At 71.2% G+C, this 14,546-nt stretch carries 11 protein-coding genes and 1 tRNA gene; 7 read left to right on the top strand and 5 right to left on the bottom strand.

From position 1 onward, the window contains the following. Nucleotides 1-208 precede the first annotated feature (208 nt). Complete coding sequence (locus FK530_RS15220; protein ID WP_146487887.1) at nucleotides 209-424, top strand: hypothetical protein; 216 nt, start codon at nucleotides 209-211, stop codon at nucleotides 422-424. A 24-nt stretch (nucleotides 425-448) separates the two neighbouring features. Here the strand turns inward: FK530_RS15220 and FK530_RS15225 are convergent, their stop codons facing one another. Then, the gene (locus FK530_RS15225) at nucleotides 449-1,393 is read right to left on the bottom strand and encodes an oxygenase MpaB family protein (RefSeq protein ID WP_146487888.1); all 945 of its coding nucleotides are present in this window, start codon (nucleotides 1,391-1,393) and stop codon (nucleotides 449-451) included. Between the two features lie 81 nt (nucleotides 1,394-1,474). On the opposite strand from FK530_RS15225, the gene FK530_RS15230 reads away from it, so the two are divergent. After that, nucleotides 1,475-2,179, top strand: coding sequence for a TetR/AcrR family transcriptional regulator (locus FK530_RS15230; RefSeq protein ID WP_158645109.1), 705 nt, complete (start codon nucleotides 1,475-1,477; stop codon nucleotides 2,177-2,179). A 240-nt stretch (nucleotides 2,180-2,419) separates the two neighbouring features. Here FK530_RS15230 and FK530_RS15235 read toward each other — a convergent pair. Beyond that, nucleotides 2,420-2,501, bottom strand: a tRNA-Leu gene (locus tag FK530_RS15235). Nucleotides 2,502-2,586: 85 nt separating this feature from the next. Here FK530_RS15235 and FK530_RS15240 point away from each other — a divergent pair. Further along, nucleotides 2,587-3,042 (top strand): hypothetical protein, encoded by a 456-nt coding sequence (locus FK530_RS15240; RefSeq protein WP_146487890.1) that lies wholly within the window; start codon nucleotides 2,587-2,589, stop codon nucleotides 3,040-3,042. Further along, nucleotides 3,039-3,416, top strand: a complete 378-nt coding sequence (locus tag FK530_RS15245; RefSeq protein WP_231706652.1) for a DUF3817 domain-containing protein — start codon at nucleotides 3,039-3,041, stop codon at nucleotides 3,414-3,416. Before FK530_RS15240 ends, FK530_RS15245 begins: the two co-directional genes overlap by 4 nt. Before the next feature lie 68 nt (nucleotides 3,417-3,484). Here FK530_RS15245 and FK530_RS15250 read toward each other — a convergent pair whose 3' ends face one another. Beyond that, nucleotides 3,485-5,263 (bottom strand): AMP-dependent synthetase/ligase, encoded by a 1,779-nt coding sequence (locus FK530_RS15250; protein ID WP_146487891.1) that lies wholly within the window; start codon nucleotides 5,261-5,263, stop codon nucleotides 3,485-3,487. A 106-nt stretch (nucleotides 5,264-5,369) separates the two neighbouring features. Here FK530_RS15250 and FK530_RS15255 point away from each other — a divergent pair, with 106 nt between their 5' ends. Together FK530_RS15255 and FK530_RS15260 are read left to right on the top strand one after the other, a co-directional pair. Beyond that, nucleotides 5,370-7,181 carry a DEAD/DEAH box helicase gene (locus FK530_RS15255; protein WP_231706653.1) on the top strand — a complete coding sequence of 604 codons (1,812 nt, stop codon included), beginning with the start codon at nucleotides 5,370-5,372 and terminating at the stop codon, nucleotides 7,179-7,181. A gap of 110 nt (nucleotides 7,182-7,291) precedes the next feature. Further along, the gene (locus tag FK530_RS15260) at nucleotides 7,292-11,509 is read left to right on the top strand and encodes a PDDEXK-like endonuclease domain-containing protein (RefSeq protein ID WP_146487892.1); all 4,218 of its coding nucleotides are present in this window, start codon (nucleotides 7,292-7,294) and stop codon (nucleotides 11,507-11,509) included. A gap of 36 nt (nucleotides 11,510-11,545) precedes the next feature. Here the strand turns inward: FK530_RS15260 and FK530_RS15265 are convergent, their stop codons facing one another. Then, nucleotides 11,546-12,352 carry a shikimate 5-dehydrogenase gene (locus FK530_RS15265; RefSeq protein ID WP_146487971.1) on the bottom strand — a complete coding sequence of 269 codons (807 nt, stop codon included), beginning with the start codon at nucleotides 12,350-12,352 and terminating at the stop codon, nucleotides 11,546-11,548. Nucleotides 12,353-12,431: 79 nt separating this feature from the next. On the opposite strand from FK530_RS15265, the gene FK530_RS15270 reads away from it, so the two are divergent. Further along, nucleotides 12,432-13,727: a hypothetical protein gene (locus tag FK530_RS15270; RefSeq protein ID WP_146487893.1), complete on the top strand. Its 1,296-nt coding sequence runs from the start codon at nucleotides 12,432-12,434 to the stop codon at nucleotides 13,725-13,727. On the opposite strand, the gene FK530_RS15275 is transcribed toward FK530_RS15270, so the two are convergent. Continuing rightward, nucleotides 13,702-14,520 carry an NAD-dependent deacylase gene (locus FK530_RS15275; RefSeq protein WP_146487894.1) on the bottom strand — a complete coding sequence of 273 codons (819 nt, stop codon included), beginning with the start codon at nucleotides 14,518-14,520 and terminating at the stop codon, nucleotides 13,702-13,704. The genes FK530_RS15270 and FK530_RS15275 overlap by 26 nt on opposite strands. Between the last annotated feature and the right edge of the window lie 26 nt (nucleotides 14,521-14,546).

Below are 14,546 nucleotides of genomic sequence, written 5' to 3' on the forward strand. Positions count from 1 at the left end.
CCGTGATTGAGCAGAGGTGTGATAGCCGGGGCGCATCCGACCCGGGCCGATCGATCTTTCGCAGGTCCGCGCTGCTCCTAGCAGGGCTGTTCTTCATCCGATGGGATAGTTTGACCATCATGAATCATGGACATCGAGTGAAAGCGGCGGCCGCCCTCGCGTTCACGCTGCCGCTCGTCGCGGGCGTACTCCAGTCCGGGGCGTCTCCGTGGCGTTCGGACTCGGCGACGTCGGTCTCATGATCGCGGGCGCATCGTTCCTCTCGGCGATCACGGGTGGCGAGGTACCGGGATTCGCGGTGGGCCTCGGCCAGGTGATGCTGGCGGTCCTGGCTTTCGGGGCCCTGACATTCCTGATCCATCTCGCCAATCACGCTCCCGATACCGGGTCGCAGGGCGACCGCGCACCGTCGGGCGAGAGCTAGGGAAGGGCGCCCGACGGAGACGTGTCAATCGTCGGAGCTGCTGCGGAGTGCAGAACCCTGCACGGCACTGCCGTGGGGGCACAGCCGCTTGAGCAGGGCCGCGTACGCGTCCGTACGGTCCAATGCCGCGACCGCGACGGCGGCTGCCGCCAACGCCGCGGTGTCGCGGGCGCGGCTGACATCGAGGCCCGAGACGCGACGTACCTCGCGCGGAATGAGCGCGACCCCCGCGCGTGCGAGGAGGGGGTAGGTGCTGAGCACCGCGGCCTTCGTGAGGTCGCCGTTGGCCTTCGGGTGGAGGATCGCGTCGAGTGAGCGCCGGGTCTGGGTGGTGACGCAGATCAGGTGCTCGGACGCGGCCCAGAGTTCCCGGTACTCGTCCCGGGTGTTCGGCACGTGGTCGGGGAGTCGATCAGCGGCGATGCCGTGGCGCACGGCGGCGGCGCGGATCTCGTCGTAGTCGTGGCTCAGGCGGCCGAACGCGGTCGCCGCCTCGTCGAAGAACTGCGCCTCCTGGTCCGCCGGAAGGCGGCCGACGAGCTTCTCGTAACTGAAGTAGACCGAGTGCCAGGTGAGCATGTAGTTGCCCAACTGCAGGTAGGGGTCGAGTGCGGAGTACCGGGCGCCGGACATCGGCTCGGTGCCGGTGATGCGGGCGTGGAGTCGCCGCAGCCGGGTGTTGGCGGCGTCCACTGTGGGCGTGTCCGCGAAGACGGTGGTGAGGAAGTAGAACAGGGTTCGGTTGAGCCTGCCGATCGGGTCCTCGCGGTACCTGCTGTGGTCCTCCATGGCGGCGGGGGCGTGCGCGCTGGCGACCATGTCGAGGACGAAGGAACGCATGATGCCGGGGATCATGGCCGGGTGGCCCCAGACCTTCCATGCCGCCGATCCGGGGCCGAAGAGGCCGTCGTCGACCCGGCCCGCGGGCAGGCTGAGGTGGAACTGCTGTTGGTCGGCGGTGCTGGTCATGGGGCTCCTTATAGAGACACGCAGTGTGTTTGAAAATAGAGAATACACATGGTGTCTCTATCTGCGCGCTACTGTGACCGCGTGGATGGCGTAGCTGGCGTGGATCGGGATCGTCCGGTGGACGTCGACCTCGCGGTCGCCACCTTCGAGTTCCTCCGGGGCGGCGACATCGTGCCCCTCCCGCGCCACCGTCACGACCTCTCCCGCGACGAGGTGCGCCGCACGCAGACCGCGCGGATCCTGGCCGGAGCGATCCGACTGTTCGGAACCGCGGGCTTCGCGAACTCCACCGTCGCCCAGATCGCGGACGAGGCGAAAGTGTCACGCCGGACGGTCTACGACCTCTACGACAGCAAGGAATCGATCTTCCTCGCCACGTACGAATGCACCGCGCTGCTGATGGCCAGGGCCGACGCACCCCGGAGCGGACAGGCCCCGTCGACCGTGGAGAGCGTGGAGGCGCGGGTGCGCTCCCTGCTCGAGCTGATCGCCGCGGTACCCGAGGCCGCGACGATGTTCTTCCTCGAGGCGACCGGCGCCGGTCCCGCGGTCCGGCGCCGACGGGCCGACGCGATCACGCAGTTCGTCGACGTCGTCGAGCCCACGCTCCGGGACCTGCGGCCGGCCGGTGCGCCGCCCTTGGGACGTGTGTTGTGCAACGCGCTGGTGGCCGCCGCGATCGAACTCGTCGTGCAGCGGCTCAGCACGGGGTCCGTCGCGTCGCTCCCGGAGCTGGCCGACGACGTCATGGAACTGGTCCGCGCGGTCGTCGGCCGGCAGGAGTGAGGCGTCCGCGGTCGGTGTGCCGGCGCGATCGCGCGGCCCTGGTACACAGGAGTGATGACTGACGATGACGGCTCCTCGCCGAAACACCGACGGAGGTGGCCATGGATCGCCGGCGGGCTCCTTCTGGCGCTGCTCCTGTGGAGCATGAGCTGATCGCCCGACAGTACGACGCTGCTCGCTAGCCGCGGGGGCGTCGGCCGCCGCGGCACGCTCGGCACGATGAGCTGGGACGGGATGAGGTGCGCCCGGGGAGACTTGAACTCCCACACCCTGAGGTACTGGAACCTAAATCCAGCGCGTCTGCCAATTCCGCCACGGGCGCGTGCGGCAGCGGACGATTCCCGCTGCGGCGCAGGTCACGATACCGGCATTCGGACACGGGCGGGGTGACGGGTACCGTCGAGGGCGTGAAACGTCGTCGCCATCGTCCCGCGCTGATCGCGTTCGTGGTGATCGCGGCCGCGGCGTTCCTGGCGCTCGGCTGGTGGCAGTGGGGCCGCTTCGAATCCACCGCGGGGTCCGCGCGCAACCTCGGCTACGCCCTGCAGTGGCCGCTGTTCGCCGTCGCGGCCGTGTGGGGGTACCGCCGCTTCGTGCAGCTCGAGGACGAGGCGGAGTTGCAGGACCGGCTGGTCGCCGAGGCCGAGGGCGGTACTGATCTCGCTCCGGTCGCACCGGAGGACCGCGTCGTCGCGCGCCCCGCGGCCCCGGCCGCGCTCACCGCGATCCCCGAGGGTTTCCTACCCAGCCGGGCGGCGGCACCGTCGGACCCGGACACCGCGCCCGACGACCCTGCGCACGACGAGTACAACCAGCTCCTCGCCGAACTGGCGGGCAGCGAACACATCGAGGAGAAGAAGTGACCGACGCACCCGCGCCGACGGCGGAGAAGCTGGCGGCCAAGCGCCGCGATCAGGTGGCCAGTGCGCTCAAGCGGTATCGATTCATGGCCACCCTGACGGGCGTCATCCTCCTGGTTTTCGTCGGCGAGATGATCTACAAGTACCTGTTGGCGCCGGCCTTCGGCTGGGAGAGCCCGGAGTGGCTGTTCTACTTCGGGGCCGTCCACGGCTGGTGCTACTTCGTCTACTTGATCATCACCGTCGATCTGGGGTCGAAGGTACGGTGGCCCGCGAAGCGGTTCTTCCTCACGCTCCTCGCCGGCACGATCCCCTTCGCGTCGTTCTACTTCGAGAAGAAGAACTCGGACGAGATCCGCGCGCAGTTCGACCTCTGACGCGCTGAGACGACGAACGCCGCCCGTTCCCCGAGGGGAGCGGGCGGCGTTCGTCGTAGGGGAGGGGCTCAGGCGTAGATCTCGGCGACGTCGTCGGCGTACTTGTCCATGACGACGTTGCGCTTGACCTTGAGCGTCGGGGTGAGCTCGCCGCCCTCGATGGTGAAGTCCGTGGTGAGCACGCTCCACTTCTTCACCTGCTCGGCCTTCGAGACCAGGGAGTTCGCCGTCGCCACGGCGGAGCCGATCTCGGCGAGCAGGGTCTCGTTGGTCGCGGCCTCCTCGAGCGTCATACCTGCGGGCAGGCCGTGCGCCGAGAGCCATCCCGGCAGGGCCTCCTGGTCGAGGGTGATCAGCGCGCCGACGAAGGGCTGCTTGTCGCCGACGAGCATGGCCTGCGAGACCAGCGGATGCTGGCGCAGTGCGTCCTCGGTCTGCGCGGGCGCGACGTTCTTGCCCGCGGCGGTCACCAGGATCTCCTTCTTGCGGCCCGTGATCGACAGGTAGCCGTCGGCGTCCAGCGAGCCCAGGTCGCCGGTGTGGAACCAGCCGTCCTGCAGCGCGTCGGCCGTGGCCTCGGGCAGGCCCCAGTAGCCGCCGAAGACGACCGGACCGCGCAGCAGGATCTCGCCGTCCTCGGCGATCGCCACCTCGTTGCCCGGGACGGGCCGGCCGACGGTGCCGACCCGCTGCTCGGTGGGCGTGTTGCAGGTGATGGCCGCGCTGGTCTCGGAGAGGCCGTAGCCCTCGTAGACGGTGACGCCGGCGCCGCGGAAGAAGTGGCCGAGGCGGGCACCGAGCGGTGCGCCGCCCGAGACCGCACAGGTGCAGTTGCCGCCGAGCGCCTCGCGGAGCTTCGAGAAGACGAGCTTGTCGAACAGGGCGTGCTTGAGCTTGAGGACCAGCCCGGCGCCCCCGGTCTCCTGGGCCTTGCTGAACTCGATCGCCGTCTCGACGGCCGCGTTGAAGATCTTGCCCTTGCCGCCCTCCTCGGCCTTCGCGCTCATCGTGTTGTAGACCTTCTCGAAGACCCGGGGCACGCTGAGGATGTAGGTGGGCTTGAGCTCGCCGAACAGCCCGGTCAGGTTCGAGAGGTCGGCGGTGTGGGCGACCCGGATCGAGTGCTGCACGGCCGCCACCGAGATCGCGCGGGCGAAGATGTGGGCCAGCGGCAGGAACATCACCGTGCTGGCGTTCTTCCCGGCCATCTTGTCGAGGCCCTCGTGGATGGCGTCGTACTCGCTGAGCAGGTTGTCGTGCGTGAGCACCACGCCCTTCGGCTTGCCGGTGGTGCCCGACGTGTAGACGAGGGTCGCCTCCGCGGCGGCCTCGACGGCGGTCGCGCGAGCGAGGTAGTCCTCGTCCGAGACGCCGGCACCGTCGGCGACCAGGGCGTCGACGAGGCCCTCGTCGATCACCCAGACCTGGGCCGCCGCGGGCACGCCGTCGGCGATCCGGTCGGCCGTCGCGCGCGAGTCGGTGATGAGCGCGATCGACGCGGAGTCGGTGAGGATGTGCTCGACCTGCGCCGCCGAGTTGGATTCGTAGACCGCGACCGTCGAGCCTCCGACGGACCAGTTCGCGTAGTCGAGGAGGGCCCACTCGTAGCGCGTCGGGCTCATGATCGCGATGCGGGTGCCCGGCTCGATCCCGCGGGCGATGAGGCCCTTGCCGATGGCCGTGATCTGCTCGTTGAACTGCGCGGCGGTCACGGGGGACCAGCCGGAACCGGACGGGCGCAGGAAGAGCTCCGTCGACGGCGCCGACGCCGCCAGCTCGCGAACCCGGGTGGTCAGGTTGTCGGACGGTGCGTGGGTCCGGGTCGGTTCCGTGGACTCGATGCGCAACTTCATCTCCTCATGCAGATAGTGGAATGCCCACAACCTATCGGAGGATGTCCGAATCCGATAGTGTTTCGCGTGCACGACGGATACCGCATATGCTGGGGAAACAATGTCTGATGAATTCGGTGCCGAGAGCACCGCCCCCGCCGCTGTCGTCGACGACGCGCAGGCTTCGAAGAACGAACCCGAACCCGTGACCTTCTTGGACCTCGGGATCGATGAGCGCGTACTGCGCGCCCTCGCCGAGGTCGGCTACGAGAACCCCTCGCCGATCCAGGCCGCGACCATCCCGCCGCTGCTCTCCGGCAGCGACGTCGTCGGTCTCGCGCAGACCGGTACCGGCAAGACCGCCGCGTTCGCCGTGCCCGTGCTGTCGAAGATCGACGGCGACAGCCGCACGCCGCAGGCGCTGGTTCTCGCACCCACCCGCGAGCTGGCGCTCCAGGTGTCCGAGGCCTTCGGCAAGTACGCCGTGCACATGCCCAACATCACCGTGCTGCCCATCTACGGCGGCCAGAGCTACGGCGTGCAGCTCTCGGGGCTGCGCCGCGGCGCGCAGATCATCGTCGGCACGCCCGGCCGCGTGATCGACCACCTCTCCAAGGGCACCCTCGACCTGTCGAACCTCGAGTTCCTCGTGCTCGATGAGGCCGACGAGATGCTCACCATGGGCTTCCAGGAGGACGTCGAGCGGATCCTCGCCGATACCCCGGAGTTCAAGCAGGTCGCGCTGTTCTCCGCCACGATGCCGCCGGCGATCCGCAAGATCTCCAAGAAGTACCTGCACGATCCGGTCGAGGTCACGGTCAAGGCCAAGACGGCCACGGCGTCGAACATCACGCAGCGGTACCTGCAGGTCGCCCACCAGCGCAAGCTGGACGCGCTCACCCGCCTCCTCGAGGTGGAGGAGTTCGACGGGATGATCATCTTCGTCCGGACGAAGTCGGCCACCGAGGAACTCGCCGAGAAGCTGCGCGCCCGCGGGCACGCAGCCGCCGCGATCAACGGCGACATCGTGCAGGCGCAGCGCGAGCGCACGATCGGCCAGCTCAAGGACGGCAAGATCGACATCCTCGTGGCGACCGACGTCGCGGCCCGCGGCCTCGACGTCGAGCGCATCAGTCATGTCGTCAACTACGACATCCCGCACGACACCGAGTCCTACGTGCACCGCATCGGCCGCACGGGCCGCGCCGGCCGCAAGGGTGACGCGCTGCTGTTCGTCACGCCCCGCGAGCGGCACTTGCTGCGGGCCATCGAGAAGGCCACGCGCCAGCCGCTCACCGAGATCGGCCTGCCGTCCGTGGAGGACGTCAACGCGCATCGTGTGGAGAAGTTCGGTGAGTCCATCACCGAGAACCTCTCCAACGACCATCTGCAGATGTTCCGCCGACTCATCGAGGACTACGTGGGCGCCAACGACGTGCCCCTGGTCGACGTGGCCGCGGCCCTCGCACTGCAGTCGCGCGACGGCGCCTCGTTCCTGCTCAAGCCCGACCCGCCGGAGCGCGAGCGCAACGCCCGCGATCGCAAGGACCGTGACTTCGGCGACCGCGACTCGCGGCCCGGGCGCGGCCGGGACCGGGATCGTGACCGCGAGCCGTCGACGCACCGCAAGACGGGACGGCCGATGGTGCCGTACCGGATCGCGGTGGGGAAGCGGCAGCACGCCACCCCGTCGCAGATCGTGGGCGCCATCGCCAACGAGGGCGGTCTGCGGCGCAGCGACTTCGGCCACATCAGCATCCGGCCCGACCACAGCATCGTCGAGCTGCCGGACGATCTGGACCGCGACGTCTTCGACGCGCTGGAGCGGACCCGCATCTCGGGACAGCTGATCAACCTCGAGCGGGACCCCGGCGCACCGTCGGGGCGGCCCGCCGCGGGCAAGCAGCGGTTCCGGGCGGGCCGCAAGCGCTGACGACCCGGTCGGCGTTTGCTCACAGATGTATTAACCTTTAGTCAAGGTGTAGCCCGAACCGGGGCGCACCCATTGTCGGCTGCCGCCGACCCGAGAGACTCGAGGAGCGCATGACCGCCGCCGGTGACCAGGGCGACGGCCCCGGTGGCCGTCGGGATCGCGTCGTCCGCCTGCTGCAGTACCTGGACGAGCTGATCCGCTCGCGGTCCGTGGTGACGCGGGACCTCGACGATCACCTCGCGGTCCTGCCGCTCACCGGCGACGGTGCGCTGACCGACAGTTGGGACGCCGACGCCAAGCCGGGCGCCACCATCTTCACGGTGCCGCGCGACGACGCGCCGGACTCGCCGCATGCGCGCCTGCTGCGCGTCTTCGACGAGCTCACCGACCACCCGGAGTCGGTGGAACTGGTGCTCGCCTCGGGCCTACTCACCGCCCGCGACGGCGACACCGCCATCCGTGCGCACCTGCTGACCCAGCCGGTGCTGCTCGAGCGCGACCGGCGCGGCAAACGGCTCAGGGTGGTGCTCCCGCGCGACTCCGTTCCCCGTGTCGAGGACTCGCTGCTGCTCGCGGGGCTCCCGTCGTTCGACCTCTCCGGCTCGGCCGAATTGCAGACCGCGCTGCGGGAGAACGCCCGCACCGTGCTCGACCCCGCGTGCCAGGAGTTCACCTCGACGTGGCTCGGCTCGGCGACGAAGGACGGTGGCGCACACGTTGAGTTCTCGCCGGCGCTCGTTCTCCGCACCCGCGGCTCGGCCCCCCTGCTGGGCTTCTACGACGCGATGAAGGCCGACGTCGCCGACCCCGATCGGGACGTCCCGATCGGGCTCGCCCAACTCGTCGAGGGGGTGAGCTCGGACGAGCGGATCCGGCAGCTCGCCGTCGACGGTGCGATGAGCCCGCTCGACCTCCTCGACGAGGCGTACTACGTGCTCCCGTCGAACGTCGAGCAGCGGGACATCCTGGCGCACATGGGCGCCGACTCCGGTGTCGTCGTGGAGGGGCCGCCCGGTACGGGCAAGACCCACACCATCGCGAACCTGCTCGCCGCGCTGCTCGCCAAGGGACAGCGCGTGCTCGTCGTCTCCGAGAAGGCGCAGGCCCTCGCCGTCCTCGAGGAGAAGCTGCCGCCGGAGGTGCGCCAGCTGGTCGTCTCCGTCACCGACGTGACCAAGGACGGCTCGGCCTCGCTGGCGGCCTCGGTGACCGAGATCGCGACCCGCAAGTCCACGTACTCCGAGGCCCTCGCCGACGCCGAGCTGCGCGACCTGCGCGCCAAGCGGGACCGCGCGGTCGAGCGGCGCGAGGAGCTGGTCCGCGAGGTCTGGTCGCTGCGCACCGCCGAGAGCGAGGAGTCCGACTGGCTCGCCTCGGCGTACTCCGGCAAGCCCGCGGAGATCGTCGCGCAGGTCCGACGGGACGCCGACAAGTACTCCTGGCTGCCCGGTCCCGTCGACGGCGCGGTCCCGCCGCTCGACACCCGTGAGTTCGACCGCCTCGTCGCCCTGCTGCGGCGCAACGACGAGGTCTTCTCGCGCCGCCTCGCGCACAACCTGCCGGACCTCGCCGATGTCCCCGATGCGGACGAGCTCGAGGCGCTCTGCGCGACCCTCGCCGACTCGCCGCTAGCGGGCGCCGACAGCGGCGCGCTCACCCACGTGCTCGGGGGAGTGGACGCCGACCGTCTCGCCGTGATCCGGGCCCGCGCCGACCTGATCCACGAGCTGGTGGAGCGGGTGCGCCGCTACCCGCCGTCCGCGCAGTTGCTCGCCGAGGACATGCTCATCGGCGACCGCGCGCACCTCGCCGCCCGGCTGAGCGGTCTCGAGGAGCAGATCGCCACGGCCCGCGCCGCCGACGGTGAACTCGAGGGCGTCGTGGTCGAGCTCAGTGACACCCCGGACGCCAACGACCGTGCCGCGATCGACGATTACGCACGCCATCTCGCGCTGGGCAACGAGCCCCGTAAGCGGTTCCGCAAGCCCGAGCAGAAGCAGTTCGAGGAGACCGGCCTCGGCATCGTGGTCGACGGCGTCGAGGGCGCGGGCAAGTCGCACCTGCGGGCGGCCGCGCAGCACCTCAGGGTCGAGGACGTCATCGGCCGCGTCGGCGATGTCCTGCGCGCGCTGGGGCTCGAGGCTCCCCCCACCGACCCGTCCGGACGCACCGCCACCCGCGGCCGCAGCGAACGGCTCAGCCAGGCGGCCGACCAGCTGCTCCGCGCCCGCACCGTCGTGCGGCTCGTCGCCGAGCGGGACCGTCTGGTGGAGGCCATGCAGGCGCTCTCCGAGCACTCCCCGCGGCCCAAGGACCTGGCCGAGACGGACCGCACCGCCCGCCAGGTGATCGCGATCTCCGCGGCCGCCGGCGCGCGTGACGCCCACAGCAGGCTCGACGCCGTTCGGGTGCAGGTGCAGGAGATGGTCGAGCGCGGGCCGTCGCCCGAGGGCGACGCGATGGTCGCCGCGCTGCGCGGCTACAAGTACCCGGCGATCCGCGACGCTCGCCGGGCCTGGGACGCCGCCCGCGCCGAGCGCGAGGATCGCGGCGCGCTGGACCTGCTCGCGCTGCGGCTGCGGACCAAGGCGCCGGCTCTGTTCGACCTGGTCGCCCGGACCGCCGACGATCCCGTCTGGGACGTGCGAGTGCCCGAGCTGGCGGCGGCCTGGTCGTGGCGCCGCGCGGTCACGTGGGCCGCGTCGCGGGTGCACCCCGGCGACGACGCTCAGCTCGAGGCCGACCTGCAGGCCGCCGAGCAGGACGTGGCCCACTACACAACCCGGATCGCGACCGCGAGTGCGTGGCGACAGTGCCTGCGGCGCATGACCTTCGACGAGATCCAGGCGCTGCACGCCTATCGTGACCACGTCGCGTCGATCGGGCGCGGCTCCGGCCGGCACGCCGAGCGCTTCCGCGTCGCGGCCCGCGAGGCGATGCGGCAGGCGCAGTCCGCCGTGCCCGCGTGGATCATGCCGATCTCGCAGGTCGTCGCGTCGATCTCGCCGGAGCGCAACGCCTTCGACGTGGTGATCGTCGACGAGGCGAGCCAGGCCGACATCACGAGCTCCTTCCTGCTGTGGCTCGCGCCGCGCGTGATCGTCGTGGGCGACGAGAACCAGTGCGCGCCGTCGGCGTTCACCGGAATCAGCCTGGACGACGTCTTCGCCCGACTGGACACGCAATTGCCCGACATCCCGCCCTATCTGCGCGACTCGCTGACCCCGAGGTCCAGCCTGTTCACGCTGTTGCGCACGCGGTTCGGGCACACCGTGCGACTGCGCGAGCACTTCCGGTGCATGCCCGAGATCATCGACTTCTCCTCGCGCCAGTTCTACAGCGACGCGCCCCTGATCCCGGTGCGGCACTACGGCGCCGACCGGCCCGTCCCGCTGCGCGTGACGCATGTGCCGAAGGCGAAGGTCGTCGGCGAGGGCGCGCGGATCTCCAACCCGACCGAGGCTCAGGCCATCGTCGACCAGCTGGCGCGGTGCTTCGCGGACCCGCTGTACGCCGGGCGCACGTTCGGCGTGATCGCGCTGCAGGGTCAGGGGCAGGTCGATGAGCTGTACCGACGGCTCCGCGAGAGCATCGACCCCGACGAGTGGGACGCCCGCCGCCTGCGCGTGGGGACGCCTCCCGACTTCCAGGGGGACGAGCGCGACGTCGTGCTGCTGTCGATGGTCGTCGCGCCCGACTACCGGTTCCGCGCGCTGACCGGTCGCGACTTCCAGCGCCGGTTCAACGTGGCCGCCTCACGCGCCCGGGATCAGCTGTGGCTGTTCACCTCGGTCGACGAGCGGGACCTCAAGGCCAACGACCTGCGGGCGTCGCTGCTGCGCTACGTCACCCGCGCCGACGTCGAGGTCGCGCAGCCGATGCCGGCCGACGTCCCGACCGATCGCCGGGTCGAGCCCTTCGACAACATCTTCGAGCAGCAGGTCTTCGCGCGGCTGCGCGACATGGGCTACCACGTGAACCCCAAGGTCGTGGTGAACAACCGCTCCATCGATCTCGTGGTGACCGGCGAGCAGGGCAAGCTCGCGGTGGAGTGCGACAGCGCGGACTTCGCCTCGACACCGGAGCAGGCCCGGTCCGACATCGAGCGCGAGCGGGAGCTGCGCCGGTGCGGCTGGGAGTTCGTCCGCGTCCGGGAGTCCGTCTTCGCGACGGACGCCGACGCCGCGATGTCCGTCGTGGTGCAGGCGCTGGACCGCCGCGGCGTGCGCCCGTTGACCCTGCAGCGCGCGCTCACCGTCGGCGAGCGCGCCGACGACGGTTCCGTGGAGCTGTGGGAGCCCGTCGGCCTCGACATCGACACGGAGTAGTCCGACCCGCGCCGAGGCGGTCGAGCGAGGGGCCGACTAGGAGCGCGAGTACTCCGACGCGACCCGGACCAGCTCCGGGTCCGGCCGCACGCCCGTGTAGAGCACGAACTGCTCGGCGGCCTGCAGCGCGATGACCTCCGCGCCGGTGATCACCGTCGTGCCCGCGGCACGGCCCGCGCGCACCAGCGGTGTCTCGGGCGGCATCGCCACCACGTCGAAGACGGTGTCGGCGGCCTCGACGAGGTCCGCCGGGAAGGACAGGTCCTCGGCGGCAGGGCCGCCGGCCATGCCGACGGGCGTCGCGTTGACCAGCACCCGCGCACCGTCGGGCGCCGCGGTCGCGTGCCGGAAGCCGTACAGGCCGGCGAGCGCCGAGCCGGACGCGGCGTTGCGGGCCACCACGGTCACGTCGGTGCACCCGTGATCGCGCAACGCCGCGACCACCGCCTTCGCCATCCCGCCCGAGCCGCGGACCGCGGCCGGCAGCGTCGGGTCGACGCCGTGCGAGCGCAGCAGCGACGCGACCGCCGCGTAGTCCGTGTTGTGGGCGTGCAGGACGCCGTCCTCGTTGACGATCGTGTTCACCGAGTCGATGGCACTCGCCGACGGCTCCATGACGTCGACGAGCTCGATCACCGCCTCCTTGAAGGGCATCGAGATCGCGCAGCCCCGCACCCCGAGCGCCCGCACCCCGCCGATCGCGGCGGGCAGGTCGGTGGTGGTGAACGCCTTGTACAGGTAGTTCAGGCCGAGTTCGCGATACAGATAGTTGTGGAACCGGGTGCCGATGCTGCTGGGGCGACCGGACAGCGACATGCACAGCACGGTGTCGCGGTCGGGCATCGCGATCGAATCGTTCACCCCGCTCACCCTAATCCTGCGGAACGGGGAACCGCGGGCACGGCTGGTGCGTCCAATTGATGTGACGGATTTCCAGGGCATCGGGGTGACCCCGTGGGAACAGATGTCGACCTCCGAGGTGCGGCACTTCGCGCGCGGGCTCTCCGGTTCGGGCGTCGCGGCCGACGCGCGCGCGATCGGCAGCGCCGGGAACTCGCACGCCGACAGTCTCGCGGAGCTGCAGCGGGACACCGCCGTCCTGAGCGAGCGGTGGCGCGGCGAGGCCAAGGATCGTTCGTACGTCGAGTTCGGCGACTTCACCTCACGCTCGTACAGCAACGCCGTCGCGCTGTTCCGCCTGGTGGGCAATGTCGAGGAGCTGTCCGGCACGGCGACCGAGACGAATGAGCGGTTCAGCGACCTGCCCGATCCGCCCTCCCGGGCGGACGGCTGGTCGCCCTCCGCGGGGAGCGACTACCGGAACGTCGTTGCGGAGCAGGTGCGCAGCACCTACTCCTCGCCCGTGCAGACCTCCGCGTCGACGCTCCCGTTGGGGGAGGCGCAGGGGACGACGGTCTTCCACCACATCGGTCCCGGGAACACCAAACGCGACGCCGCGGGGAGCGCCGCGCCCACGGCCCCGGGGTCGGTCTCGCCGACGGACGGGTCCGGCAGTGGCGGCGGGACGCAGGCCACGGGCGCCGGAGCGGCGGACACCGGAACCGACCCCGACGACACCGCTACGACCGGGGCGGACGCCACGTCGGACGGGGCCTCCGATGCCACCACCGGCACCGGCACCGGGGCCGGCTCCGGCACTGGCACCGGCGCCGGCGGCGGTACGGGGACGGGCGGCCAGGGCGCGGGAGCGGCGCTCGACACCGGGGCGGGCGCCGATCCCACCGCGGTGGACGGCGCCGACGACCCGCGCGACGAGATCGGCACACCCTCGTCGCTGCTCTCGCCGTCCGCGGCCGTGCCCCTGAGCTCGGCGAACCGGACCGGCGCCGGCCTGTCCGGGCTCGGCGGGCGCGGTGACGCCGGGCGCACCGCGACGCCGCTGGGGCTGCGACAGGACGCGGCCGCGGTCCGTTCCGCGGCCGCGCCGGCCGGCGCGGGGACGAGCACCACCACGGGCGCGCGGCCCGCATCGGGGCCCTACGGCATGCCGGCGGCGGGAGCGGGGGCCCAGCGCGGCCAGGGCGACGGCCGGCACCGCGTGCCCGCCTACCTCATCGACCGGAAGAACGGCGAGGAGCTGGTGGGCGGCATGCCGCTCGTGGGGCCGGGCGTGATCGGCCAGTGGAAGTCCGACGGTCCGCCGGACGCCCCGCGTCCGCCCGCGCCTCCGGCTACGAGCGAGCCGCGCCCGCGGTGATCGCCGCGACCAGGGCGGGCAGCGTCGTCGCCGCGGTGCCCCGCCAGTGGTACGAGGCGGCCTCGCTGAGCGGCGTGGCCTCCGGGTTGATCTCGATCACCGGGATGCCCGTGGCGAGCGCCGTCTCGGGCAGCCGCGCGGCGGGATAGACGATGCCCGACGTGCCGACGACGAGCACGACGTCGGCCATGACGACCGCGGCTTCGGCCCGGCTCCAGGCGTCCATCGGAAGAGCCTCGCCGAACCAGACGATGCCGGGACGCACCAGCGACAGGCAGCGCATGCAGGTGGGCGGCGTCGCCCGGAGTTGCGGTGAGACATCGGCGTCGTCGGGCAGAAAGGCGTCCGCTCCCAGATAGGGCGTGCCGCAGTGCTCGCAGCGCGGGGCGAAGAGGCTCCCGTGCAGGTGCGCGAGAACCTGCGAACCCGCTCGCTCGTGCAGGTCGTCGACGTTCTGCGTGACGATCGAGACGGTGCGGTCCGCCGCCAGCTCGGCGAGGGCGATGTGGCCGTCGTTGGGCTCCGCCTGCCGCGCGACGTGCGCGCGCCACTGGTACCAGCCCCACACCAGCGCGTTGTCGCGGTTCCAGCCGTCGACGGAGGCGATCGCCTCGGGCTCGTACTGCTCCCACAGTCCGGTCTGGGCCTCGCGGAAGGTGGCGATGCCGGACTCGCGGCTCATGCCGGCGCCCGTGAGCACTACGACGGAATCGGCGGAGCGCACCAGCTCCACCACGGCGGCGGGAACGTCGATCGCGGCGGGGCGGTCGGAAGGGCGCATTCCGGGCTGCATCGGCTCAGACTACCCACGGCCGACGG

The sequence above is a fragment of the Tsukamurella conjunctivitidis genome (assembly GCF_007858475.1).
Taxonomy (GTDB): Bacteria; Actinomycetota; Actinomycetes; order Mycobacteriales; family Mycobacteriaceae; genus Tsukamurella; species Tsukamurella conjunctivitidis.

Bases quoted from the DNA above. Each gene is read 5' to 3' on its own strand.
- FK530_RS15225 (WP_146487888.1), bottom strand. From the start codon at position 1,393: ATGACCAGCACCGCCGACCAACAGCAGTTCCACCTCAGCCTGCCCGCG.
- FK530_RS15255 (WP_231706653.1), top strand. From the start codon at position 5,370: ATGTCTGATGAATTCGGTGCCGAGAGCACCGCCCCCGCCGCTGTCGTC.
- FK530_RS15260 (WP_146487892.1), top strand. From the start codon at position 7,292: ATGACCGCCGCCGGTGACCAGGGCGACGGCCCCGGTGGCCGTCGGGAT.
- FK530_RS15265 (WP_146487971.1), bottom strand. From the start codon at position 12,352: ATGCCCGACCGCGACACCGTGCTGTGCATGTCGCTGTCCGGTCGCCCC.
- FK530_RS15275 (WP_146487894.1), bottom strand. From the start codon at position 14,520: ATGCAGCCCGGAATGCGCCCTTCCGACCGCCCCGCCGCGATCGACGTT.